Annotated in this window: 21 protein-coding genes and 1 pseudogene; 7 read left to right on the forward strand and 15 right to left on the reverse strand. The window is 60.8% G+C overall.

The features are described 5' to 3' along the window. Positions 1 to 223: 223 nt before the first annotated feature. The 13 genes from DTW90_RS34985 to DTW90_RS35045 form a co-directional block, all read right to left on the reverse strand. A complete protein-coding gene (locus tag DTW90_RS34985) occupies positions 224 to 1,045 on the reverse strand; it encodes an urease accessory protein UreD (protein ID WP_149344567.1) in 822 nt (273 codons plus the stop codon). A gap of 23 nt (positions 1,046 to 1,068) precedes the next feature. Continuing rightward, positions 1,069 to 1,707: an urease accessory protein UreG gene (gene ureG, locus DTW90_RS34990; protein WP_132528230.1), complete on the reverse strand. Its 639-nt coding sequence runs from the start codon at positions 1,705 to 1,707 to the stop codon at positions 1,069 to 1,071. Beyond that, positions 1,704 to 3,410 (reverse strand): urease subunit alpha, encoded by a 1,707-nt coding sequence (gene ureC, locus DTW90_RS34995; RefSeq protein ID WP_149344569.1) that lies wholly within the window; start codon positions 3,408 to 3,410, stop codon positions 1,704 to 1,706. Before ureC ends, ureG begins: the two co-directional genes overlap by 4 nt. A gap of 4 nt (positions 3,411 to 3,414) precedes the next feature. Beyond that, a complete protein-coding gene (ureB, locus tag DTW90_RS35000) occupies positions 3,415 to 4,113 on the reverse strand; it encodes an urease subunit beta (RefSeq protein ID WP_132528228.1) in 699 nt (232 codons plus the stop codon). Positions 4,114 to 4,129: 16 nt separating this feature from the next. Continuing rightward, positions 4,130 to 4,807, reverse strand: coding sequence for an urease accessory UreF family protein (locus DTW90_RS35005; protein WP_132528227.1), 678 nt, complete (start codon positions 4,805 to 4,807; stop codon positions 4,130 to 4,132). Next, positions 4,800 to 5,249: an urease accessory protein UreE gene (ureE, locus tag DTW90_RS35010; protein WP_132528226.1), complete on the reverse strand. Its 450-nt coding sequence runs from the start codon at positions 5,247 to 5,249 to the stop codon at positions 4,800 to 4,802. Before ureE ends, DTW90_RS35005 begins: the two co-directional genes overlap by 8 nt. 33 nt (positions 5,250 to 5,282) lie before the next feature. Then, positions 5,283 to 6,971 carry an asparaginase domain-containing protein gene (locus DTW90_RS35015; RefSeq protein WP_149344571.1) on the reverse strand — a complete coding sequence of 563 codons (1,689 nt, stop codon included), beginning with the start codon at positions 6,969 to 6,971 and terminating at the stop codon, positions 5,283 to 5,285. A 22-nt stretch (positions 6,972 to 6,993) separates the two neighbouring features. Further along, positions 6,994 to 7,929: an acetamidase/formamidase family protein gene (locus tag DTW90_RS35020; RefSeq protein WP_149344573.1), complete on the reverse strand. Its 936-nt coding sequence runs from the start codon at positions 7,927 to 7,929 to the stop codon at positions 6,994 to 6,996. A gap of 294 nt (positions 7,930 to 8,223) precedes the next feature. After that, on the reverse strand, positions 8,224 to 9,282 hold the full coding sequence (locus tag DTW90_RS35025; RefSeq protein ID WP_149344592.1) for an ABC transporter ATP-binding protein: 1,059 nt from the start codon (positions 9,280 to 9,282) through the stop codon (positions 8,224 to 8,226). 31 nt (positions 9,283 to 9,313) lie between these two features. Beyond that, complete coding sequence (locus DTW90_RS35030; RefSeq protein WP_149344575.1) at positions 9,314 to 10,405, reverse strand: ABC transporter ATP-binding protein; 1,092 nt, start codon at positions 10,403 to 10,405, stop codon at positions 9,314 to 9,316. Between the two features lie 16 nt (positions 10,406 to 10,421). Next, entirely contained in the window at positions 10,422 to 11,324 is a 903-nt protein-coding gene (locus DTW90_RS35035) for an ABC transporter permease (RefSeq protein WP_149344577.1), read from the reverse strand. A 12-nt stretch (positions 11,325 to 11,336) separates the two neighbouring features. Beyond that, positions 11,337 to 12,293 (reverse strand): ABC transporter permease, encoded by a 957-nt coding sequence (locus DTW90_RS35040; protein WP_149344579.1) that lies wholly within the window; start codon positions 12,291 to 12,293, stop codon positions 11,337 to 11,339. 91 nt (positions 12,294 to 12,384) lie between these two features. Then, positions 12,385 to 13,980 carry an ABC transporter substrate-binding protein gene (locus tag DTW90_RS35045; protein WP_149344581.1) on the reverse strand — a complete coding sequence of 532 codons (1,596 nt, stop codon included), beginning with the start codon at positions 13,978 to 13,980 and terminating at the stop codon, positions 12,385 to 12,387. 325 nt (positions 13,981 to 14,305) lie between these two features. Here DTW90_RS35045 and DTW90_RS35050 point away from each other — a divergent pair, with 325 nt between their 5' ends. The 4 genes from DTW90_RS35050 to DTW90_RS35065 are packed head-to-tail and all read left to right on the forward strand — an operon-like array spanning position 14,306 to position 18,779. Next, positions 14,306 to 14,506 (forward strand): hypothetical protein, encoded by a 201-nt coding sequence (locus DTW90_RS35050; RefSeq protein ID WP_149344583.1) that lies wholly within the window; start codon positions 14,306 to 14,308, stop codon positions 14,504 to 14,506. A 5-nt stretch (positions 14,507 to 14,511) separates the two neighbouring features. Further along, positions 14,512 to 15,936 (forward strand): amidase, encoded by a 1,425-nt coding sequence (locus DTW90_RS35055; protein ID WP_149344585.1) that lies wholly within the window; start codon positions 14,512 to 14,514, stop codon positions 15,934 to 15,936. A 14-nt stretch (positions 15,937 to 15,950) separates the two neighbouring features. Further along, positions 15,951 to 17,351 (forward strand): amidase, encoded by a 1,401-nt coding sequence (locus DTW90_RS35060; RefSeq protein WP_132528217.1) that lies wholly within the window; start codon positions 15,951 to 15,953, stop codon positions 17,349 to 17,351. Between the two features lie 24 nt (positions 17,352 to 17,375). Continuing rightward, the gene (locus tag DTW90_RS35065; RefSeq protein WP_149344586.1) at positions 17,376 to 18,779 is read left to right on the forward strand and encodes an amidase; all 1,404 of its coding nucleotides are present in this window, start codon (positions 17,376 to 17,378) and stop codon (positions 18,777 to 18,779) included. A gap of 100 nt (positions 18,780 to 18,879) precedes the next feature. On the opposite strand, the gene DTW90_RS35070 is transcribed toward DTW90_RS35065, so the two are convergent. Then, a complete protein-coding gene (locus tag DTW90_RS35070; protein ID WP_245513173.1) occupies positions 18,880 to 19,299 on the reverse strand; it encodes a MarR family transcriptional regulator in 420 nt (139 codons plus the stop codon). Positions 19,300 to 19,576: 277 nt separating this feature from the next. Next, positions 19,577 to 20,623: a substrate-binding domain-containing protein gene (locus DTW90_RS35075; RefSeq protein WP_132528215.1), complete on the reverse strand. Its 1,047-nt coding sequence runs from the start codon at positions 20,621 to 20,623 to the stop codon at positions 19,577 to 19,579. Between the two features lie 252 nt (positions 20,624 to 20,875). On the opposite strand from DTW90_RS35075, the gene DTW90_RS35080 reads away from it, so the two are divergent. From DTW90_RS35080 to DTW90_RS35090, 3 genes and pseudogenes are all read left to right on the forward strand, one after another. Then, on the forward strand, positions 20,876 to 21,583 hold the full coding sequence (locus DTW90_RS35080; RefSeq protein WP_149344588.1) for a cysteine hydrolase: 708 nt from the start codon (positions 20,876 to 20,878) through the stop codon (positions 21,581 to 21,583). A 76-nt stretch (positions 21,584 to 21,659) separates the two neighbouring features. Then, positions 21,660 to 23,228, forward strand: a complete 1,569-nt coding sequence (locus DTW90_RS35085; protein WP_149344590.1) for an amidase — start codon at positions 21,660 to 21,662, stop codon at positions 23,226 to 23,228. 112 nt (positions 23,229 to 23,340) lie between these two features. Beyond that, a pseudogene (locus DTW90_RS35090) lies at positions 23,341 to 23,814 on the forward strand (transposase); the annotation flags it as partial. Positions 23,815 to 23,954 lie beyond the last annotated feature (140 nt).

The following is a 23,954-nucleotide window of genomic DNA, read 5'->3' on the forward strand; positions in this document are numbered from 1 at the left end:
CTCGGTCCTCAATAGAATGATGGCATGCGCACGCCCGAAATCCGTCCGCTGCAAGACTGCAACGCCGTAGCAACAGCATCAAAGACGGAATGCCGTTCCTTCAACGACCCGCGCACCAAAGCCCCTCCGCACGGAACCCTGACCCCGGAAAGTCTCGAAGCCCCTTTAGCAATATCGACGAAACCTCTTGAACAAGTCGCCTCACGAGGAGATGTCCAGCCTGCTATGCTCCGGGGTCCTTTCGCCGGGAAACTGGCGGCGTGCCGAAGATCATACGGCGAAATGCGAACCAGGCCATTTCCGACCCCAAGCGCAACAAGCGCAGATCGCATGCCGCGAACCGCACGCCGATCCCGGCATTGCCGGGCAGCACGCTGGCGGCGGCGTATAGGCCGGACACACCGGTCAGCTGTGCTGAAAGGTCCAACGCAATCCGCCCAAGCGTCTCCGGCGGCAGGGACATGATCGCCAGCATCGTGCCGAAGGCCTTGTAGCGCGAGGGCTGCAAGCGGCCCGGTCCACCTATGCTCATTCGGTCGATCAAAACCGGCTCGTCCTCCTGCAGATAAAGGGCCGTCGTCGCTTCAAGCGCGCGGAAAGGCCGGTTGCGCCGGTCCGGATCGTGCGATGTGAAGGCATCGGCGACGATCGCCATTCCGCCCGGTGCGCAATGAATATTGACGCGCTGAACGAGTGCCGCACCCGGAAAAAGAATGCGCGGCTCCGGCAGATATTCGAGATAGGCGCCACGGGCGATACCGATGTTGACTGTTTCATACGCGGTCAGGCCGTTGTCGGCACGATGCACGGAGGTTGCGCCCTGCGTCGTGACATGCGCCGCCGCCCCCTCTTCGAGGCGCAGATGCTGCCGCAAATGATCCTCGCCGTGGAAGGCGCCGCTGCTGCTCTGGGCGATGACCGTCAGCATATGGGCGGGAACGGGATCGAGACGAAACGTTCGCGTTATGACGAACGGCCAGCTGAAGATCCGCCGGTCGAGAACCGTGCGGTCCCCTCGCCTGACGAAGCCCAGGTCGAATTGCACGGGGGGAACCGGATATGCCGTGCTCACGATCGAAATAGCACCTCGCGCTCGATCACGTCGACCACCGCATCGATACCCTCGCCGCGCCGGCAGTTCGTCATCAAAACCGCGCGGTTGTCGCGAACTGCCAGCGCTTCGTCATACATCCTTCCGATATCGACGCCGACATGCGGCGCAAGATCGGTCTTGTTGACGATCAGCACATCCGAGCGGATGACACCCGGACCACGTTTTCGCGGTATGTCGTCACCGCCGCCGACATCGATGACGAACATCCAGAAATCCGTCAGGTCGCGCGAAAAGGTGGAGGCGAGATTGTCGCCGCCGCTTTCGAGCAGGATCAGCTCAAGGCCGGGAAAGCGCCGTTCCAGCTCGTCGGCTGCCTCGATATTAAGCGTCGGGTCCTCGCGGATAACGGTGTGCGGGCACGCTCCAGCCTCGACGGCCGAGACCCGTGCCGGATCGATGAGGCCAGAACGGCGGATGCGTTCGGCATCCTCGGCGGTGACGAGATCGTTGGTGATGACGGCGATGTCGATGCCCCGCGCCATGAGGGCGGGAATGAGCCGTTCGACCAGTGCCGTCTTGCCGGAGCCGACCGGGCCACCGATGCCGACCCGAGCCGCCGAGATACGTGGCGTTGCCTGTTGAGCCTCAGTCATCGCAGCATATACCTCCTTGCCAACGGCACTTTGGTAGCTGGCCGGCACATCAACAACTCGCCGTCGGCACGCACTTCGAAGGTCTGCGGATCGACCTCGACAAAGGGCATGGAGGCATTGCGGACCATGTCGGTCTTGCGCAATTGCCGGACATTCTTGATCTGCACGGATTGCTTGACCAGACCGAGTTTCCTGCCGACATCGGCCTCCACCGCAAGCTTGGAGACGAAATTGACGCCCAGGTGCTGCGGCGCCGATCCGAGCGCGCCCCACATGCGCTTCTGGATCATCGGTTCCGCAACGCCGAGGCTGCCGTTGCCATCGCCCATCGCCGCCCAGACGATGAAGCCGCTCTTGATCACCATGTAGGGTTTTATGCCGAACGAAGCGCGCGGCCAGAGAACCAGATCGGCCATCTTGCCGACCTCGATCGAGCCGACATGATCGCCTATGCCGACAGCGATGGCCGGATTGATGGTGAGTTTGGCGATGTACCGCTTGATGCGCTCGTTGTCGGCGGTTTGGGTCGTCTCCTCCGGCAGGCGCCCGATCCGCTCCTTCATCACGCTCGCCAGCTGCCAGCAATTGGCGACGTTCTCAGCGAGCCGCCCCATGCCCTGCGTATCCGTGCCGAAGATCGAGATGGCGCCCATGTCATGCAGGAAGTCTTCCGCCGCCATCGACTGGGCCCGAACGCGGGCCTCGCCGAACACCACATCCTCCGGCGTGTTGTAGTTCAGCTGGTGCGCGATCATCGTCATCGGCACGCCCTCCTCCATCCCGTAGGAGGTAAAGGGATTGGTGGGATTGGTCGAGGACGGGATGACGTTGTCGTAGGAGACGACTTTCAAGAGGTCGGGCGCATGCCCGCCGCCGGCCCCTTCGACGTGATACATATGGATGGTGCGGCCGTCGATGGCGGCAATCGTGTCCTCGCAGAAGCCGAATTCGTTGATGGAATCGGTGTGCAGATGGACCGCGAAATCGTTCCGGTCGGCAGCAACCAGACTTTGGTCGATGACAGCCGGCGCGGCGCCGAAATCCTCGTGGATCTTGACGGACATGCCGCCGGCCGCAACGGACTCCTCGACGGCTTCTGGGCTTGAGGCTCCGCGCCCGAACAAAGCATAGTTCAGCGGGGAGAATTCCGCCGCCTGCAGGAAGCGGCCGAAAGTCGTCGTGCTGCCGCTGCCGACGTCGAACAGCGGGCCTGGACCGTTGCCGATCATCGTCGTCGTGCCGCCGGCAAGCGCGTGATCGGATTGCTCCGGAGAGCCGAGGTGAGCATGGGATTCGATCGCGCCGGCCGTGACGATAAAGTTGGCGCCTGATACCGGCGATGTCGTCTGTCCGACAATCATATCAGGGTGGACGTTGGGCATGACATCCGGATTGCCGGCCTTGCCGATGCCAACGATGCGGCCGTCGCGAATGCCGATATCGGCCTTGATGATCCCCGCCATAGCGTCGATAATCGTGGCATTCTTGATGACGATATCCAGGATTTTGTCGGACGATGTGCGATAACCGTTGATGCCCTCGCTGTCTCGGAGGTTTTTGCCGGCGCCGATCAGAAGTTCGTGGCCATAAGTGGTGAAATCATGCTCGATCTCGGCAAAGAGGCAGGTATCCGCCAGCCGGACAAGGTCGCCCTTGGTTGGGCCGTAGAGATCGGCATAGGCGCGTCGGCTGATCCTGGACATGGTTCTACGCTCCCAGATAGCCGCGCGTGCGGGCAAGTTCGAGTGCTCTTTCCTTCGTGCCTGGTTCGTCCAAAGGGCCGTTGACCAGGCCGGCGGCGCCCCGGATGACACGATCGCCCTCGATTGGGATGAGTCTCACCGTCTTTCCCGCGCCCGGTTCGAAGCGAATACCGGTTCCGGCCGGCCGGTCGATCTTCATGCCGTAGGCCGCCGCTCGGTCAAAATCCAAGGCTTTGTTGACCTCGAAGAAGTGGGTGTGGCTGCGCACCTGCACATCACGGTCACCCGTGTTCACGACATCGATCGATATCACCGGCAATTCGGTGAACATCTCGATGTCGGCGGCTGGCGAAATGATCTGGCCGGGAACGATGTCGTCGAGAAGCGGCTGGGTTCCGGGCGAGATCGGCTCGAACAGCGCGACGACCTTCGTGCCTTCCGCGAAAAGACATTCGATATAGAGCATGGTCACCATTTCGGCGACGCCAGGCTCGACATCGTCGGTCGTCAGCATTTGGCCGGCGAGATTGCGGATTTCCGCATAAGGAAGGCCGCGCCGGGCGGCCAGCATCACCTCGTCGGTGAGGAACGCGACGGCTTCGGGATGGCTGAGGCGAATTCCGAGCGAGCGGTTGCGCCGCGCCATCTCGGCGGCGGTGAAGATCGTCAGGCGATCCATTTCGGTTGGGGAGAGGTTCATCATGGCGGCTACCTCTGCATCAGGTGGAAAACATGCGGACATGCCGCGATGGGCCGCGAGACACGGCAATGTCGATCAACGGCGTGAAGCTCGATGGCTGCACATCATCGAGCACCGGCGAAGCGAGCAGGTCGGCGAGGGTTTCGCGGGCCGACCCAATGCTTTGCTGCGCCTCGACATGCCCGATGATCCCGAGCCTGACGCCCGCGCTGACAAGCCCTGTGACAAGGGTCCAGCCGGACAGCAACTGGGCTTCCGCGATGCCCAAGCCGGCGTCCCGATAGACGAGGGCTTGGCAGATGGGCAGATGCCCTAAACGGGGATCACCGGCGATCATCGTGCGATAGCCCGACGATAGTGACCCTCCCAGTCTTGCCGAGACCCCAAGCAACGCCCGACCGGCCCGATGCGAACCGTCACGCATCTGCGCTGAAGGTGTGGCGGCTTCGGCATAGCGATCCACGGCGGCGACCGCGGCGAAATTCGGCGCCCGGAACGCCCGGATCAGCAAAGGCCGGTCCATCGTGTTCCAACGGAAGAACAAATGCTCGAAAATGAGATCGCCTAGCCCTGCCTGCCCTGACAGCAACCCGTCCTGCGCCAGACCTTCGAGCCCCCAGGAAAAGGCGAAACCTCCCGCCGGATAAGCGCTATCGCCATATTGCAGAAGTGCCAGCGCTGCCTTGGTGTCAAACATTGGCGTGTTCCATCAGATCGCCGGCTTCGAGCAGCGGCATGATCCGCTCACGATAGCTTTGCAGGGGGCCGTCCAGCAAAATCAGCAGATCGTCGTCTTCGAAGCGTACGCGCCAATGGAGGTTTCCGGCATTCCAACCCAGCTTCAACGCTGCCGCCGCATTCGCCGGACGAAGCCGCCAAACGGCTTGTTCGCCGAAGCGCACGATAATGGCTCGCTCCGGCTCAAGATAAAGAATGGCGCCGTCGAAGAGCTCTTCGTTGCGGTCGAGGCTGATGGCGCAATCCGTGCCGCGATCGGTCGGCAGACGGAAACGCTTGCGACCGGCATCAGAGGGCGGCACGAATAGAAGTTCGATGCCGTTGCGATGTTCCAAATCGTGCAGCGCCGCGCGGTAAGCGGCGTCCCTCTCCTTGCCGATAATGCCGTGAAGCCTCAGCATTCGCTTCTCCGTCGTTGACCTCTTCTGCGCGCGTCAATGCGTGTTGAATACCTTCTGATAGGCGGCAAGCGCCGCTCTGTGGGCTGCTATCTCCTCGGGCGTCGGCTTGGCCGGATTTGCCGCCGCCGGCAGGCTGCCGAATTTCATCAGGCAGGCCATGAGCAGCATGCGGGCCTTGGTGGAAGTCAGGTTCAGGCCGGCGATGCTGGTCGGTTCGGGGTCAGCGAAACCCTCCGGATAGCCGCGCCCGACCCGCACCACCGGCAGGCCGGAAAAGCTTGCCCGGCGCAACATCGCGGTGCGCAGCTCGGATGTCGCCGCGCCATAGGGCACGAGCCCTTCGACCACGAACCCGGCCAGTTTTCCGCTGGTGAGCTTGTGCTTGATCAGGAAATCGAGATCGGCCTCGGCCGCCGGATCGTCGCCGAACATTTCCGCCGCATAGCCGCCGTCCTTGACGATCGAAACGGAGGGTATGGCGTCGGCGAGCAGTTTGCCGGTGCCGTCCTTGACCGGGATGTCAATGGTGCCAATGCCCTCCGGACCGAGCTTTGACGCCTTCACCATTGCCGGAAGCCGGGTGAGGTTCACATCCGACTTGGCGGTGTGCTTATAGGCCGGAACATACATGATATAGGGCGCACCGGCGTGGGTGATCTGACCCATGATGCCGCCGTGGCCGCCGGTTGCGACATAGCCGCCCGGCCGGGCATCGACCTTGGCAACTTCGCGCGCCGCGAAAAACTGCTGCTCCTGAAGGACAATCGTGCCGACGCGATTGTTGCCCGCGCCGTCATCCCAGATGCGCGATTCGATATAAGTCACCGAATCCACGATATTGGCCGGACCGTCGTTGCTGACCTGTCCCTGCGGCCGTTGCGCCGCGTTGCAGGCGATCGGCAGATTGGTATCGATCAGCAGATTGAACCAATAGGCGGTCTCTTCGACCTGCGGGCTGCCCTGCGTCCAGATGGCGCCGTCATATTTGCCCGACGACATGATCGCCTGAACGTCATTGGTGATCTTCGCAAGCATCGGCCGAGGCGGCGCTTTCGCCAGGTGATAGGGCTTGTAGGCAAAGAAATCCCAGCCAAGTCTCTCAGTGGCGACATCACCTTCGCCCGCGTCCGCGCGATCGGCCGAGGCAAGCCCCTTGGTGAAACCTCCAGGTGGAGCGACGCGATAGAAATCCACTTCGGCGCGGCCGCCGATCATGTTGACCTTGCCGTCGACGCCAATCGACAGGCGGTCTATCTCTTCGAAGCTTCGCGAGCCATCGGGAAAGAAACCTTGCCGCGATAGCGGGCTGCCAGGGGCCGTCGCTTCTTCTTCCCAAGGCGCTCCATCCTTCTGCATCGCCATGTAAGGCAACGGATAGAGGCCATCCTCCGGCGTCAGCTCGATTTCGTAGACCGGTTTGTCGCCGGCACTTTTGCGTTCGCGGCTGAAATTTCCCTCCGAGTCGATATAGCCGTCGGGATCGGCATAGAGCTCGGCGGTGTCGGCCTCCAGCGGGTGCGCGGAGAACTGTTCGACATAAACTTTGACCGGTGCTGCCAGGCGCTGCGCCCGGAGCGCGTCGAATGTCGATATGCTGCCGTCATTGCCAAGCAACGGGGCCAAGCCCTTGCGCAATCTGGCTTTGTTGGAGGTGACAAGCGGCGGCGTATTCTGAATCGTGGCCGTCGGCCCCGCCATGTGCGCAATGCGGATCTTGCTCATAACGAAGTGCTCCCTTTATCCCTCATGAAAAGTTCTTCTTGTGCATCATCATGTGCACACCCTTGGAGCCGTTGACGGTCTGGGTGACGTGAAGGTCCCCTGCCAGGCTGCACAGCATGTAGGCGTCGGCGTGCGACAGGCCGCGTTTCTCGCCGAGAAGCGCGATCATGTCGCGCAACGCCTTGATGGCGCATTGGTCGAGGTCGGGGTCCATGCCCATGGTGATGTGGTGGCTCGCCGTCTCCGCCCGTGGGTAGGTGAATGTCAGATCGTCCCGCACGATGAGTTCGAATGTGCCGCGCAACGCGGTCTCGATCGCGGTGACGCAGACCTCGCCGTCACCCTGGCAACCGTGACCGTCGCCACACGAAAACAGGCCGCCTTCCACGAACACCGGCAGATAAAGTGTCGTGCCTGCCACAAGTTCCTTATTGTCGAGATTGCCGCCTGTCGCTTGCGGCGCGATGGAGCTTATCCGACCCCAGCCCTTCGGAGGGGCAAGGCCCATGACGCCGAAGAAAGGCGCGAGCTCCAGCTCCAGCCCCCAGGGCATCGTGCCGACGTTGCGCTCCTTATCAAGAGGAATGTTGACGATGCGCGGTTCATCGTAATCGTGCGGCAATGTTCCCAGCAGCGGCAGGATCAGATTGAAGCCCCAGTCCTGGAGCAGCGACACCTCATGGATGCGCACCTCGAGGACGTTGCCGGGCTTCGCGCCTTCGACATAGACCGGTCCGGTGAGGATATGCGGGCCTTCAGGCTTCAAGCCCGCGTGAATGTCCGTAAGCTCCGGCGGGATGAAAAACCTCTCCGGATCGGGAAGCACATTTGGGGGGCCTGTCACTGTATCGATGGTGACGATATCGCCGCTTGCGACCTTCAGAGCCGGTTTTTGCGTCGCGTCGAAATAGCCCCAGTGACAGCTTTCCACGCTGGGTTTGAGGTGATGTTTGCCCAATGCCCGTCTCCCGTTGCCTGCAGATATGCTCAGAACGCGCCGCACTCCATGACCGGCAGCCTACGCGTCACAACCTAATAGTCAATATGGCAAATAATGAACTTACAAATATTGCATAATAAGATAATGCAAAACATTCAAATCTATGAAAAATATAAATAACACAGATATTTAGACCAGAAATCGAAAGGGCTTAAATAGCCGAAATTTCGATCTATTGTTAAACCTGCCGTGTGTTCGTGGAAGCTAAATCGTGAGACGATCCGCCTTCAAAAAGGTGCGCAATCGCGGCGATCAAACCAATTGGGTACCACGCCTCATGTCGGAAACCAGCTGGCCGGCGCGGGTGCTGACCTTGAAGCAACGAACCATGTGTCCGCTCGCATCCGATATCGCCGCCGGCACGGCGGCCAGGCATTCGGGGGTGGCGTAGGGACAACGCGGGGCGAAGCTGCAGCCGTCGGGCAGATTGCGCAGATCGGGCGGTGTGCCAGGAATGGCTTCGAGCGGTTCGCCCCGGGCCTGGTCCTTCACCGTCGAGGTCAACATCGCCTTGGTGTAGGGATGCTGAGGGTTCAACAGAACGTCCCTCGCCTCGCCATATTCGATGATGCGGCCGGCATACATGACCGCCACGTTGTCGGCGATCTGCGCGGCGACGCCGAGATCATGCGTCACGAAGATCATCGACATACCCATCTCCCGCTGCAGGCGCCGCAACAGCACCAGCACCTGGATTTGCACGGAGGCATCGAGAGCCGTCGTCGGCTCGTCGGCAAGCAACAGGCTCGGCCGGCAGGACAGCGCCACCGCGATCATGGCGCGCTGACGCAGGCCGCCGGACAATTCGTGCGGAAACGCCTTCAACCGGCGTTCCGGCGAAGGAACGCGCACCAGTTCCAGCAACTCCAGCGCCCGCGCCCAGGCGGCCTTCCGGTCGATCTTTTCGTGGCGCATCACTGTTTCGGCGATCTGATCGCCGATCGTGTAAAGCGGGTCCAGCGCCGTCATCGGCTCCTGAAAGATCATCGAGATGGTCGCACCGCGCAGCTCGGACATGGTCCGTTCGCTGACCTTGGTGATGTCATGCTCTCCGACCTTCATCGTGCCTTCGATGACTGTCCGTTTCTTCGGATGCAGCCTGAGCAGCGAGCGCATCATCACCGATTTGCCCGAGCCGGATTCACCGATGATGCAGAGCACCTTTCCGCGTTCGAGATCGAACGACACGCCGTTGACCGCCTTGACGGTGGCTTCGCGGCTGACGAAGCGCACCCGTAGATCCTCGATATGGACGAAGGCATCCTCGGGGGCGGGATGCGGTTTGGCTGATGCCAGATCGAGAGGTTTCATTTGGCTCATGTCCTGTCTCCTTGTGCTGGCCTTATGCATCGAGGATCGCCGCCGGGGCGCGTGTATGGCCCGAACCTGCATGGACCATGTAACAAGCGGCCAGGTGCTGGTCTGGAGTTGCCCTCAGCGCATCGCCCAGGGCCGGCGCCTTGGACATGCAGATGTCTTCGACATAGGGGCAGCGGGGGTGGAAGCGGCATCCTGAAGGCGGGTTAACGGGATTGGGCGGGTCGCCCGCCAATGGCGCGCTATCCACCCGTTCGGCAGGATCCATGCTCAGCCGGCACTCCAGCAGGGCGCGCGTATAGGGATGCTTCGGATCGTCATAGACCTTGCCGACCGGGCCGATCTCCACGACCTGCCCGAGATACATCACAAGCACCCTGTCGGAGATGTAGCGCACTACATGCAGATCGTGGGAAATGAAAATATAGGTGAGGTTGAGCTGTTCCTTGAGGTCGCCAAGCAGGTTGAGCACCTGAGCCTCGACCGACTTGTCGAGCGCCGAGACGGCTTCATCGAGGATCAGCAGCCGGGGATCGAGCGCCAGCGCGCGAGCGATATTGACGCGCTGTTTCTGGCCGCCGGAAAGCTCGTGCGGGTAGCGCTGGCCGAAAAGCTGCGGACGCAGCCCGACCTTCTCCAACAGGGATCGCGCCTGCCGCTTGGCTTCCTTGGCGGAGGCGCCCTGAACCTTCGGCCCGTAGGCGATCGATTGCTCGATCGGCAGACGCGGGTTCAATGAGGAATAGCTATCCTGAAACACCATCTGCATCGAGCGTCGGTGGCCGTCGAGCGAAACGCCGCGCTGGTCCCCCACCGGATCGCCGTCGAGGATCAGACGGCCGTCGTCCTTGCCGATGAGATACATCAGTAGGCGGGCAAGCGTGGATTTCCCGCATCCGGATTCTCCGACAATGCCGAGCGTTTCGCGCTTGAGCACGTAGAAGGAAATATCGTCCACGGCCTTGACCTCGGCCACCTTGCGATTGAGCAAGCCGGCGCGGATCGGGAAATATTTCCGGATATTTTCGACGATCAGCATGGGCTGCGCCGGACCGCCGCGATCGCGTGGATCGACGTCGGATTGGGCGGGTTCCAGTTCTTGGATCAGATCGGTCATTGGCATGTCCCCGCGGTCAAGACTTGACGTCCATGGCCTGACGCAGGCCATCACTGACGAGATTGAAGACGATTGAGGTGACGAGAATGGCAACGCCCGGTATGGCGCTGATCAGCGGCTGCACGTAGATCGACTGGCGGAGCGTGGAGAGCATCAGGCCCCAGTCCGCTGTTGGCGGCGATACGCCCAGTCCAAGGAACGACAGGCCCGATGCCAGGATGATGGAGACGGATACCAGCGTCGATGCGTAGACCAGCACTGGCGACATGACATTCACCAGCACATGGGTGAAGAGGATGGAGATGGTCGATGCGCCGCTAGCGCGTGCCGCATCGACGAAGTCCATGCTACGGACCTGGCTGGTCGCGGTTTCGGCGACGCGACACAGCGGCGGCAGCAGAACGACCGTCAGCGTCAGCAGCTGATTGGTGATGCCGCCGCCCAAACTGCCGGAGATCGCCACGGCAAGCAGCACCGACGGGAAGGCGAAGAACACGTCCATGGTGCGCATGATCACCATGTTGACCTTGCCGCCATAATAGCCGGCCACAACACCCAGTAGACCGCCGACAATCGTCGCCAGCGCCACCGGCAGGATGCCCATGGTCAGCGACACCCTGCCACCATAGAGCAGGCGGCTCAGCATATCGCGCCCCTGCTCGTCCGTGCCGAGAAGGAAGTTGCGATAGCCGATCGGCTTCAGGCGAAACGCCATGCTCGACTTCAAAGGATCCATCGGCGCCAGCAACGGCGCGAAGATCGCGGACAGAACGATCAGGATGATCACGACCATGCAGAACAGCGTGACATAGTCATAGCGCAAACGCTGCCAGACGCTGCCCCAATAGCTGCGCACATGGACGACAGGTTGTCCCTGGGTTTCAGGGAAGGACATGGAATTGACTGGAACATCAGACATCGGCCGCCTCCGTCAGTTGCGTTTGATGCGGGGATCGATCACCGACTGGGTAAGATCGACGACCAGGTTGATGAGCACGAAGGCGGTGGCAAGGACGAGGATCGTTCCCTGCAGCAACGGGATATCGCGGCTGAGGATGGCCTTGTTCAGCAGGAAGCCGGTGCCGGGCCAGGTGAAGACTGTCTCGACCAGCACGGAACCGCCGATCAGGTAGCCGAGCTGGAGGCCGAGCATCGCGATCGCCTGGGGCATGATGTTGCGGATGGCGTGCAGCATGATGCTGGTTTGACTGAGCCCCTTGGCCCGCAGCGTCTGGATGAAATCCTGATTGAGGATTTCGGCGAGCGACGAGCGTGTCGTTCGCGTCATGATGCCAAGCGGCGGCAAGGCGAGCGCGATGATCGGCATGACCGCGAACTGGAAATCATGCCAACTGAAGTAGTTGAAGCCTTGCGATCCCCCCGCCCCCATGCCGGTTGCCGGAAGCCAGAACAGATCGACGGCGAAGACGATGACAAGAACGACGCCGAGCCAGAATGGCGGCACGCTGATGCCGAAGACCGCGACGGCGATGATAAGCTTGTCGATGAAGCTGCCCGACTTGTAGGCCGCGATGGCGCCCATGATCGTTGAGAGAACGAAGGCTAGCACCACGGAAATCAGCGCAATGACAATCGTATTGCCGAAAGCGCGGACCACTTCGCTCGCCACCGGCGCATTGTCGGAGATCGACATGCCGAGATTGCCGGCGAGAACTTTGCCCAGCCAGATGAAATATTGGATCGGCAGAGGCTGGTCGAGGCCGTAGGCAGCCCAGAGCCTGTCGGCATCCGCCTGCGATGCCGTCGGCGACAGCAGGTTCTGGATGGGATCGCCCGGAGCGATGTGCACCAGCGCAAAACAGATGACCGTGACACCGAACAGGATCGGAACCGTCAGGATGAGGCGCCGAAGCGCGTACAGCCACATCGTATCTCTCCATAATCATTCTGGCAGCATGTTGCCACAAAGCCTGAAAGCGATACGGGCGCCTGAGCGCCCGTATCCGGTCATGCATCGATCAAGGTGCGACGACGATCGGCGTCAGATCCTGGAACCAGCTCTGGGCCTGAACGAAGCCCGAGAGTTTCGGGGACAGTGCGCGCGGATTGAGATCGTGAACGATGTAGAGTTCCGACGCATCCGCAACGACCGTTTCGTTCATCTTGGTCAGCAGCGCGTTGCGTTTGACCGGATCGAATTCGCCGAGCGCTTCGGTGCCGAGCTTGTCCACGTCAGGGTTCGAATAGGAACCCCAGTTGCAGCAGGACGGCGGCCCATACTGCGTCATCCACTTCTTCAGGATGCCCTGAACCGGATCGATCGGCGCCATGGAGAAGTTGATGGCGTTGTAGGGCGAACCCTTGCCGCCCGACAGAAACACGCCGATCAGGGCGTTCCAGTCCATGGGAACGAGATCGACCTGGAAGCCGACGGCCTCCAGCTGCTCCTTGACCAATTCATTCATCGGCAAGGGCTGCATTTGCCCGGAGCCGGAGGTGGATATGCCGACCTTGATGGCGCACGGTGAGCAACCGGCTTCCTTGAGAAGCTCCTTGGCCTTATCGGGATCGAAGTCGTATTTCGTCGGATTGCCGTACCAAGGCTGCGTGGTGATCAGCGTTTCGTCGGCGGCGACGGCAACGCCGTCGAGCATATCCACCATGTCTTGCCGGTTCATGGCATAGTTGGCAGCTTGACGAACCCGCTTGTCATTGAAGGGGGGCGTGTCGGTGCGCAGCAGATAATCCCAATTGTGGGGATAGGGCACGGTGATGATCTGCATGCCGGCGGACTTCAGGCGCGGAATGGTGTCCGGCGATGGCGCTTCCACGAAATCGACCTGTCCGGAGAGAAGTGCCGCGGCGCGCGTGGAGGCCTCGGGCATCGGCAGGAGCACGAGGCGATCATGCTTCGGCACGCGCTTCGGATCCCAGTAATTGGCGTTCTTGACGAGCTCGAGGCGCTCATGCGGAACGACGCGATCGAACTTGTAGGGTCCGGTGCCGGAGGGCGCTGCCGCGAACTTGTTATAGTCGTAGCCGTCGGCTTTGACCGCGCAATCCGAAATCATGTAGAGCATCGCCATCTCATAGGGGAACAGCGAGCTCGGTGTCTTAGTGGTGATGGCGATGGTATAGTCGTCGAGCTTGGCCACATTGTCGACGTTGACGACATAGGTGCCCATCTGGCCAACCTGGCGAGCGTTGAACTGCGGTGCCTTCGGATCCATCACGCGCGCGAAGTTCCAGATCGCCGAATCGGCGTTCCAGGTGCAACCGTCATGATATTTGACGCCCTGGCGCAGATGGAAGATCCAGCGCTTATTGTTCGCGGGATCAACCACCCAGCTCGTTGCCAGGCCGGGCACGATGTCGGCGGCCTTATCTGAACTGGACAGATCCCACAGCGCGAGCGTGTCGTAGAGCGTATAGCCGGCAAAACGATAGCCCTCATAGCCCTGGTCCGGCGCGCCGGTCCAGTCCGGAATATCGGCGGCCGTCATGGCAACGCGAAGGACTGACTCCGCTGCGTAAGTGTGTGCGGCAGAGCCCGCCACGGTAAACGCGGCCACTACGGCGGCCGCGACGATCCCTCGCATTCCAAATAGTTTCATGGTGCTTTTCTCCTGTAGGCAGGTGCGCCAACGCACTGGACCCATTCTGCTCTGCAAGGGTCGTGCCAAGCGTCCATGCCCAAACAGGAAGAAATAAAATTCACCATTAAAATATTCAAATGAAAAGCTTTTAAGAGATTCGATTGTCATGACAGGTGACGTCACACTCTGATAAATTGTTTCTTTTCAATTATTTGATTGCGCAATTCCCGTCGTCTTAACGCGCAAAAAAAGTGCAACATGCACAATATTTGTTCTTCAATATTCTCATTTGCAATTATCTCTTTTTCTATTATTTTGCCGGAATTCAAGAGGAGCGAGACCGATGCCGGAATCCAAACTTTCCCCAGAAATCGCAGAGATCGAACGCCGCTTTCTCAATGCCGGAGTGGTCCCGCCCGCCGACCGCGCCCGGGGCGCCTATGAGAATGCGGAACGGCTGCTCGCCGCCTTGCACTGGCTGCGTCCGCAACGCGCGGCGGCGGCCGAGCCGTCGAATACGTTCAGCTTGGTTGGAAAGGATTGACGTCTATGAGCATCGCGGTTCCACTTCATGAACTGTCTATTGCCGAAGCGAGCGCGGCCTTGCGCGCCGGCGAAATCAGCTCTCGCATGCTCACGGAGAACGCGCTTCAGCGGATTTTCGGGCTCGATCCGGCAATTTCCGCTTTTGTGCTGGTGACAGCGGATCGCGCGCTTGCCGACGCGGAGAAGGCCGATGCCGCGTTCGCAGCCGGGATCGATAGGGGTCCCATGCAGGGCATTCCCTACGCCATGAAGGATATATACGATACGGCGGGTATCCGTACCACCGGCCACTCGAACCTGCTGCGCGACAATGTGCCTGCCACCGACAGCGCCGTGCAGGAAAAGCTGGCGGCCGGCGGCGGCGTGCTGCTGGGCAAGGTCGGCACTTTCGAATTCGCGATCGGCGGACCAAGCTTCGACCTACCGTTTCCACCGGCCCGCAACCCCTGGAATACCGACCATTTCACCGGCGGCTCCTCCTCCGGCTCGGCTGCGGCCGTTGCCGCCGGCATGGTCCGCATGGCGATGGGCTCCGATACGGGTGGCTCGATCCGCGGGCCCGCCGCCTATTGCGGCACCGTCGGTCTGAAGCCGACCTATGGCCGGGTATCGCGGCGCGGCGTCTTCCCGCTCGCCTATTCGCTCGATCATTGCGGCCCGCTGGCGTGGTCGGTGGAAGATGCGGCGCTCACCATGCAGGTCATTGGCGGTTACGACCCGCTCGAACCCGCCTCGGCAAAGCTGCCGGTGCCAGACTTCACGGAGAAACTGAACCGAGACCTCTCTGGCCTGCGAATCGGCTATACGCGCAAGTTCTATATCGAAAACCCCTTCCTGACGGCAGAGGCAACGGCAGCGCTTGACGCGGCGGCCCAGCAGATGGCGGCACTCGGAGCTGTTGTCGATGAGGTCGACATGCCGCCCTTCGAGCAGTTCGATGCCTGCTGCCGGGTGATCATGTTCTCGGAAGCCTATGCTATCCACGAGACGGACCTGAAGGTGCGGCCGCATGCCTATGGCCGCTACGGATACCAGCGGCTGATTTCCGGCGCCGTGCTTTCGGCGGCTGATTATGTCCAGGCGCAGAGGCTGCGTCGGGAGTTGACCGCCTTTGTCAACGACAAGCTATTGTCCAGGCACGATGCGCTGCTCGCTCCGAATGCCCTGAGCACGGCCGCTCCCTTCTCGGATTTTGGTCCGGATGCCAGCCGCTGGGGCGGCATGTTGACCGGGCCGTTCAATGTGACCGGCAATCCTGCCCTGGCGCTGCCGATCGGCTTCGGTGCCAACGGCCTGCCCCTCAGCGCCCAAATCGTCGGCAGGCCTTTCGACGAGCCAACCGTGTTGCAGATCGGTTCGGCCTATGAGGCCGCCGTCGGCGTTACCAAAATCCGTCCCAGCATGCCGCAAGCGGCAAAGGCTGCTTGAGAAGGTTCGCGACATTGTCCCTCGACGAAAATCTGCACTACGCATCCCTGCTTGAAATCTCGACCTTGATCGCTTCGGGCGAACTGTCGCCGCTGGCCATCACCCAATACATGCTTGAACGCATCGCCAAGGTGGATCCGGCACTGCATTCCTATCTTTCCGTTACGGCTGAAAATGCTCTGATCGAGGCGGAGGCGGCAGGGAAGGAAATCGAATCCGGGCGATATCGCGGGCCGTTGCATGGCGTGCCGATCGCCATCAAGGACCTGTTCCACACCAAGGGCGTCGCTTCGACCTTCGGGACGCTCGCCTACAAGGATTTCGTCTCGGACGAGGATGCGACGATCGTACGGCGGTTGCGCGCGAGCGGCGCCATCATCCTTGGGCGGCTTCATCTCCATGAGGGTGCCTTTGGGGAGCACCACCCTGCCCTGGCCAGATGCCTGAACCCTTGGAACAAGGACTATTGGCCAGGCGGCTCCTCGTCGGGCTCGGGGGCCGCGACGGCTGCCGGGCTCTGCTTCGGCAGCCTGGGCACCGATACCGGCGGATCGATCCGTTTTCCGTCGGCGGCCAATGGTGTGACCGGCCTCAAGCCAACCTGGGGGCGGACCAGTCGCTACGGCGTCTTCCCACTGGCCGGATCGCTCGACACCATCGGCCCGATGACCCGCGATGCGGCTGACGCTGCGGCCATGTTCAGCGCCTTTGCCGGCCCCGATCCACTCGACCCGACCAGCCTTTCGGCAGCGGTTCCCGACTATCTCGGCGCGCTGGACGGCATATTGGGAGCACGAGGTTTTCGCATCGGCGTGGACGAAACCTATCTCCAGGCCGGGGTCGACAGCGAAACAACGCAGGCGATCGGTAATGCGATAGAAGTGTTCCGGCAGCTCGACGCCATCCTTGTGCCGGTCAAAGTGCCTGATCGGCTCGATGCGACATCGGCCCAGATCACCATCACCGATGTCGAAACGGCCCAGTTTCATAAGAGCGTCTACGAGGCCGACAAGTCGCGCTTCGGACCGCAATTGGCGGCCGCGATCGAACGTGGTTTCGGCTATGACCCGATGGCGGTGTCGAAAGCCTACATCGATCGGGACCGCTTCAAGGGCGAGTTGAGCCGGATGTTTGCCGGCATCGACGCGCTGATCTCTCCGGTCTACCCGGTGACCGGTATTCCCTATGGCCGCATGGACGAGTTTCTGTCCGATCTGCACCGGCTGCTCGGCTACACATCGCCCTTCAATGTCTCGGGCAGCCCCAGCATCACCATGCCTTGCGGCATGGCCTCGATCGGCGTGCCGCTCGGCCTGCAATTGATCGGCCCGCATTTGTCGGAAGCGTCGCTTCTCAAGGCGGCCCATGCCTACCAGCAGGCCACCGACTGGCACACCCGCCGCCCCAATCTTTGATCTCGAACCATGGAGCCCGCAACCATGTCCCTTGACGATATCCATTATCAGCCGCTGACCGTCGTTGCGGAACGTATCCGCAAGCGCGACATCTCGCCGGTGGAGGTGACCGAGGCGATCCTGTCGCGCATCCAGAAACTCGATCCGGGTCTCAAGGCCTATACGACTGTGACCGCCGATCTGGCGATGAAACAGGCGCGGACCGCCGAAGCCGAAATCACCAAAGGAATCTATCGCGGCCCAATGCATGGCGTGCCGATCGCGGTCAAGGATCTGTGCTTCACCAAAGGCATAACCACGACGGGCGGCATGACGATCTATGCGGATTTCAAGCCCGATCACGATGCCACCGTCGTCACCAAGCTGGCTGAGGCCGGGGCGGTACTCCTCGGCAAATTGCATATGACCGAGGGGGCGACGCTCGAGCATCACCCCGACATGCCGGAGCCGGTCAATCCGTGGAAAAGTGATCTGTGGACCGGCGTTTCCTCCTCGGGATCAGGCGTTTCGACAGCCGCCGGCATGGCCTATGCCGCCATCGGCTCGGACACGGGCGGCTCGATCCGCTTCCCGTCCGCCTGTAACGGATTGACAGGTGTCAAGCCGACCTGGGGCCGGATCAGCCGCTACGGCATCTTCGATCTCGCCGCCACCTTCGATCATCTCGGGCCGATGGCGCGCTCTGCCGCCGACGCCGCGGCCATGTTGCAGGCCCTGGCGGGATGGGATGCCAAGGATACCACTTCGTTGCCGACACCCGTTCCCAACTATCTCGACGAACTGGACGGCGTCTATGGCGCTCGCGGCGTCAAGCTCGGCGTCGACTGGGATTATGTGGCTGATGACGCCGACCCGCTGACCATCGGATTAATCAAGGACGCGATCGCCACCCTGGGCGAAATCGGCGCCCTGACGCAGGAGGTCAAGTTCCCCTCCACCGACATGCTGCTGAAATACGCCATGCCGATGACCATGGCGGAAATGGCGGCCCATCACGACAAGACCTACCCTTCGCAGAAGGAAAAGTACGGCCACTGGATCACCACCGGCATGGAGACCGGCCGCAACGCCAATCCTGTCGATATCGGCAAGGGCATCATCGAACGTTACAAGTTCCGGGGCGCGGTGGTCAGCATGTTCACCGATATCGACGTGTTCATCATGCCGGTCTTCCGCCTGGGAACGCCGACCTGGACGGAGGTTCGCGCCGCCGTCGCGGAAGATTTCAACATCATCGGCAAATTCACCTCGCCTTTCAACGCCAGCGGTATCCCGACCGTGACGCTTCCTTGCGGCTTTACCGCCGATGGTCGCCCGGTCGCCCTGCAACTGGCAGGAGTTCACGGTTCGGAGGCAATGCTGCTTAAAGTGGCCCACGCTTATCAGCAGGCAACAGACTGGCACACGCGGCGTCCGCCCGGGTTGTGAACTCCCACGGACAGGCCGTTCAGACAGATGTTGAAAATGCCGGAGGCCCGCTATCAACCAATAGCGGGCCTCCGGCCGAACCATTTCAAAATCGACGTTTTTACTGGATGAGCTCGCGCAGCAGGTTGCGCAATTCTGCAGCCCCTTCCGAGTCGAGCAGTTCGACAAGCCGCTGTTCCTGGGCCGTCGAGATTCCGCGCAGGCGCTTGAACAGCACCTTGCCCGCCGGAGCCGTCAAAATGAGCACGCGCCGGCGATCATGCGGATCGGGAGACCGGTAAACCAGGCCTTCGGCCACCATCCGGTCGACGATCTTCGTCAGGGTCGCCGGTTCGACGAGGGATTGCTCGGCAATCTCGCCCATGGCGCAGGGTTCGCCTGCGTCGAGCACTTCGAGAATTCTGAACTGATCGATCGGAACTCCGCCCGGGCGCAGCCTCTCTTCCAATTCGCTTTCAAGCTGGCGGTTCACGCTCGCGATCATATAGGCGAGCTGATCCTTCATATGTTTTGCGGCCATACTCCCTCCCATTGTCGGTTCTTCATTAGTTGCAATTTCTACAAATTCCGATCGCTGATCGCATCCGCCATGATCGTCTCATCGATATGGCTCGACCGATATCGAAGGAATCAACACCGCCGACTGGCGTTTGGATACCAGAGGGACTTTCCTTTGACAATATTTCAAATTCAACAAATTTGGAGTGTTGGCCACACGCATCACCCGATCGGGCAGGATCGGGAGAAGGATGGAAGCCGCGGCGCCGGAGCGAAAGCCCTCCTGTGGTGAGGCGCAGCTAGGGAGTCAGCGCGGCAACGACCTGCAGCGTGACGCCATCCGCACGCCCCATGTAGACGGAAGGCCATTGACCGACCGGCTTGCCTCCAAGCCAATGCCGTGCCTTTGGCCGCGACATCGGCTGGTGCAGATGGTTGGCTAGAACACGGCTGTCGCGCGTTTGCAGATTTCCTGCAAGACCGGCGATGACATGGAGCCCCTCATAGAACCCGACGCTTGCCGCCGATACTGGCGGTGCGAACTCGCCGAATGCGCTGTGATAGAGCTCCAGAAAATGATCGTTCGAACGCGAATGATGATCGGCAAAATAGCTTGCCGCCGTAAAGAGGTTGTTCGAGGCGTCGGAGCCGATACCGCAGATGATGGTCTCATCCACGATCAAGCCGAAGCGAAGCATCTTTTCGTCAAGGCCGGCGGCCGCGAATGCCCGGTTGAATTCGACCGCGCTCAGGCCCACCAACGCCTGAATGACCACCTGCGCGCCGCTTTGGGCGATCTGCCGAAGCAGATCCGTATAATCGTCTATCTTGGTCGGCACGATCGCCTGGCCGACCAGGTGAGTGCGCTGCGCGCGCATCAGCCACTGCGTAGTCGCCAGCGCCATGTGCGGCCAGATATAATCGTTGCCGACGAAGAAATAACGCTCCGCATGTTTTTCGCTCCGAAGCCATTGCAGGGCCGGCGCCATCAGTTCCTGATCCGTACTGCCGATGGCGACCGTCGAAGGACCGCAGGCGATCCCCTCATATTGCGGCGTATAGATATAGGGCACCGTGCTTGCGACGCGCTCGCTGACGGCATCGCGGATGTTGCTGGGATGACCGCCGACGATCGCATCGACGCCGTCGATCTCGACAAGCGTATCGACGGCGGTCAGGGCCTCGCTCACGGAGAAACCGCAATCCCCGAAGACGATCTCGATTTCCTCGCCCAGAATGCCGCCGGCGGCATTGATCTCCGCCGCACCCACCACCGCAGCCGCGTCCATTGCTGGCGCCCATATGCCCGCGACACCGCTTCGGGCATGCAACAAGCCGATTTTCATGCGTTCACCCTTTCCATGAGCCGGTGCCGGCGAAGCGCGGACTTTCGCCCGTTACAACATTTGAAAGAGAAAGCGTTTGCCCAATAGGACGGGACACCATGCAACGCAGCAACCGCTGATGTCAAACGATTGATGTATATTTCATCGAAAATCATTTCTGCACAAATACTAGGCAAAATGATACCAAAATAGAGACTTGTATTTTTGATATTTTCATATTTGATTATATCATCTCGTAAGAAGGAGTTTGTCATGCATGCAATTTCCATCCCGCAGCATGTTGTTGAGCGCGGTCGCAAGCAGCGCGGCGGCAAGGAGCATATTTTCGATGTGCTCGACATAAGCAAGGTTGCCCATGTGATCGTCGACCTCCAGAAAGGCTTCGTTGCCGAAGGCGCTCCGGTCGAAGTCCCGTTGACGCGTGAGATCTTCGATAACGTCAACGCCATTTCGCAGGCCGTGCGCGACGGCGGCGGGCTCAATGTCTTCCTGCGCTACACCTACGATCCGCACGAGCAGCTGCCGTGGAACGTCTGGTTCGAAAACTACATGGACGACAGGCAATTTGCCCTGATGAAAGAAGCCTTCGCCCGCGGCGCTGACGACTGGCAACTGTCGAGCGAGCTCGACGTTGCCGCCGGCGATCTGATCGTCGATAAGACGCGATTCTCGGCACTCATTCCAGGCACCTGCGATCTGGACCAGCAGCTCAAGGCCCACGGCATTGACACGCTGATCATCACGGGGACGCTGACGAATTGCTGCTGCGAGAGTACGGCGCGTGATGCGCTGCAGATGGGCTACAATGTGATTTTCCTGACGGACGCCAACGCCACGCTGAGCGATGAGGAACATAACGCGACACTGATCAGCATGGCCGCGATTTTTGCCGATGTGGTGGACACCGGCCACCTACTTGCCCTGATCGACAAGTCCGCCAAGCTGAAAGCCGCAGCATAGAGTTCCGCCGGTACGGCTGACGGATACCCGATCGCCAATTTTCCCATTCCCGCCCTAAATTTTGGAGCAGCATCGCATGAACGCCTTGGTCGAAACCGCCTTGGACCCCGAAATTGAGCTGATGGAACTGACGATCGCAGATGTCCGGCAGGCTTTCGATCAAGGCAGCTACACATCCGAAGCGCTGACGAAGGCGTATCTGAAGCGCATCGAGCGTTATGAGCCCTATTATAACGCCTTCACGTTCATGAACCCGACAGCGCTCGCAGACGCAAAAGCGGCCGATCAGCGGCGCAGTGCCGGCAAGACGCTCGGCCCCCTCGACGGCATTCCGGTCGTCGTCAAGGAAGCCATGGATTTTGCCGGCCTTCCATCGACCGGCGGCTGGGCGCCGCTTTCCAGCGCGGCTGGCGGCTTCGACCTCATACCAGAGCACGACGCTCCTGTCGTCGCCAGACTGAAGGCTGCTGGAGCGATCATCCTCGGCAAGACGAATATCCCAGCCTTCAGCCATGACGGCACCCGCGCCAATACGAGCTGGGACGGACCGACCTTCAACGCCGTTCATCGCGCTATCGCTCCTGGCGCCAGCTCGAGCGGCACGGCGGCGGCCGTCTCCGGGAATTTTGCCCTGGTCGGGCTTGCGGAGGAGACTGGCGGCTCGATCCAGAATCCGGCGGCTGCGCAGAGCCTCGTCAGTGTCAAGCCGACCTTTGCGCTCGTCCCCAATAGCGGCATCACACCGCTTGCCGGATCGACCCGCGATGTGGTCGGACCGCACGCCCGCACGGTCACCGATGCGGCGCTGCTTCTGAATGTCATCGCCGGCTATACTGCGGAGGATGCCAAGACCGTTGCCGCCATCGGCAACGTTCCCGAAGCTGGTTATGCAAGCAAACTCAGCCCGACCGCCCTGAAGGGCGCGCGCGTCGGTCTTTATGGCGAGGGCTGGCGCGGCGATGCGCTGTCGCCGGAGGCCCTGGCGCTCTATCTGGCTGCTGTCGACGACATCAGGGCGCGTGGAGCGATAACTGTCGATGACCCTTTCCGGGGCAGCGACTTCGCAAGCCTCGCCGACAAAACCGAGCGCTTCGACGCACGGGGGATGGAATCCCTGGCTTACGATTTCGACAATTATCTGCGCCGCATGGGACCGTCCGCCGCCGCGAATTCGCTGCAAGAGCTGCAGAAGATGCTGAAGGTCGATCCATTTGCCGATGACGATCTCCTCGGCAGGCACGCAAAACTGATGCCCATTCTCAGGAAGTCGCTGGAAAACCCAGCAATCGTCCCCGATTTGGGCGAATTCCTTACCGCGCGCCAACGCTATCTGAAGACGTTCAACGCGGTGATGGCGCAATACGGCCTCGACCTGCTGGCATTCCCGCAATCCTCGGCCGAGCTCCCCGATATATTCGAAGAGAAGGAATATCCGTCCACCACCGTCTCGGAGATCAACATAGCCGGCCTGCCGGGCGTTACTGTTCCCGCCGGGCAATATAAGAACGGCGCTCCCTTCAGCCTGATACTGATTGGCCGCATGTGGTCGGAAGCCGACCTACTAGCTTACGCCTATGATTACGAACAGGCCACCCACCGCAGGATCGTCCCGCAATTGGAAGAGAACGTCTACGAGAGAGTTTGAGGACCTAGACTAAATGTTCGCCTGGGGACGGGGTGACCCGTCTCACATTATGCAGGTATCGAGGGTTGCGAGAGCGATGCCCTCGTAGAGCCTCATGCATAGGAGACGGGCCATGGACGAGACTATCACATATGTCGGATTGGATGTTCACAAAGAGACGATCGCGGTGGCGCTCGCTGACGGCGGTGGGCGCGGTGACGTGCGCTCGTTTGGCCAGATCGTCAATACACCAACGGCCTTGGCCCGCATGCTGGCCAAGCTTTCGCAGCCAGGCCGGACTTTGAAGTTTTGCTACGAAGCAGGACCTTGCGGCTACGGCATTCAGCGGCAACTATCTGCCGCAGGTCATGACTGTGTGGTCGTCGCCCCTTCTTTGATCCCGCGCAAACCAGGCGATCGCATCAAGACAGACCGTCGGCATGCCAACAATCTGGCAAGACTTCATCGCGCTGGGGAACTGAGCGCTGTTTGGATACCAGATACAGCCCATGAAGCGATGCGTGATCTGGTCCGGGCAAGGCTTGCCGCTGTGCGCAGCTTGCGGCAAGCGCGCCAGCAGCTCAGCGGATTTCTGCTTGGTCATGGCGTTGGTGCGCGGATCGCTAATGGCGTTGTCGTAGGTGATCGGCAATCGCAATAACCGGTCTTCGTGACAATGCCTTTCAAGCACAATGCCTCCCGCCGCCATCGCATTGGCAAGATGAAGTTCAAGGTCACGAACTGGGC

It is taken from the genome of Neorhizobium sp. P12A, from assembly GCF_008365395.1.
GTDB lineage: Bacteria > Pseudomonadota > Alphaproteobacteria > Rhizobiales > Rhizobiaceae > Rhizobium.

What these genes read in the sequence shown, in the direction of transcription:
- DTW90_RS35070 (WP_245513173.1), bottom strand. Translation starts at nt 19,299, where the DNA reads ATGGCCGCAAAACATATGAAGGATCAGCTCGCCTATATGATCGCGAGC.
- DTW90_RS35055 (WP_149344585.1), top strand. Translation starts at nt 14,512, where the DNA reads ATGAGCATCGCGGTTCCACTTCATGAACTGTCTATTGCCGAAGCGAGC.
- ureG (WP_132528230.1), bottom strand. Translation starts at nt 1,707, where the DNA reads ATGACTGAGGCTCAACAGGCAACGCCACGTATCTCGGCGGCTCGGGTC.
- DTW90_RS35015 (WP_149344571.1), bottom strand. Translation starts at nt 6,971, where the DNA reads ATGAGCAAGATCCGCATTGCGCACATGGCGGGGCCGACGGCCACGATT.
- DTW90_RS35005 (WP_132528227.1), bottom strand. Translation starts at nt 4,807, where the DNA reads ATGTTTGACACCAAGGCAGCGCTGGCACTTCTGCAATATGGCGATAGC.
- ureB (WP_132528228.1), bottom strand. Translation starts at nt 4,113, where the DNA reads ATGATGAACCTCTCCCCAACCGAAATGGATCGCCTGACGATCTTCACC.
- DTW90_RS35075 (WP_132528215.1), bottom strand. Translation starts at nt 20,623, where the DNA reads ATGAAAATCGGCTTGTTGCATGCCCGAAGCGGTGTCGCGGGCATATGG.
- DTW90_RS35030 (WP_149344575.1), bottom strand. Translation starts at nt 10,405, where the DNA reads ATGACCGATCTGATCCAAGAACTGGAACCCGCCCAATCCGACGTCGAT.
- ureC (WP_149344569.1), bottom strand. Translation starts at nt 3,410, where the DNA reads ATGTCCAGGATCAGCCGACGCGCCTATGCCGATCTCTACGGCCCAACC.
- DTW90_RS35045 (WP_149344581.1), bottom strand. Translation starts at nt 13,980, where the DNA reads ATGAAACTATTTGGAATGCGAGGGATCGTCGCGGCCGCCGTAGTGGCC.
- DTW90_RS35025 (WP_149344592.1), bottom strand. Translation starts at nt 9,282, where the DNA reads ATGAAACCTCTCGATCTGGCATCAGCCAAACCGCATCCCGCCCCCGAG.
- DTW90_RS35080 (WP_149344588.1), top strand. Translation starts at nt 20,876, where the DNA reads ATGCATGCAATTTCCATCCCGCAGCATGTTGTTGAGCGCGGTCGCAAG.
- DTW90_RS35065 (WP_149344586.1), top strand. Translation starts at nt 17,376, where the DNA reads ATGTCCCTTGACGATATCCATTATCAGCCGCTGACCGTCGTTGCGGAA.
- ureE (WP_132528226.1), bottom strand. Translation starts at nt 5,249, where the DNA reads ATGCTGAGGCTTCACGGCATTATCGGCAAGGAGAGGGACGCCGCTTAC.
- DTW90_RS35050 (WP_149344583.1), top strand. Translation starts at nt 14,306, where the DNA reads ATGCCGGAATCCAAACTTTCCCCAGAAATCGCAGAGATCGAACGCCGC.
- DTW90_RS35085 (WP_149344590.1), top strand. Translation starts at nt 21,660, where the DNA reads ATGAACGCCTTGGTCGAAACCGCCTTGGACCCCGAAATTGAGCTGATG.
- DTW90_RS35040 (WP_149344579.1), bottom strand. Translation starts at nt 12,293, where the DNA reads ATGTGGCTGTACGCGCTTCGGCGCCTCATCCTGACGGTTCCGATCCTG.
- DTW90_RS35035 (WP_149344577.1), bottom strand. Translation starts at nt 11,324, where the DNA reads ATGTCTGATGTTCCAGTCAATTCCATGTCCTTCCCTGAAACCCAGGGA.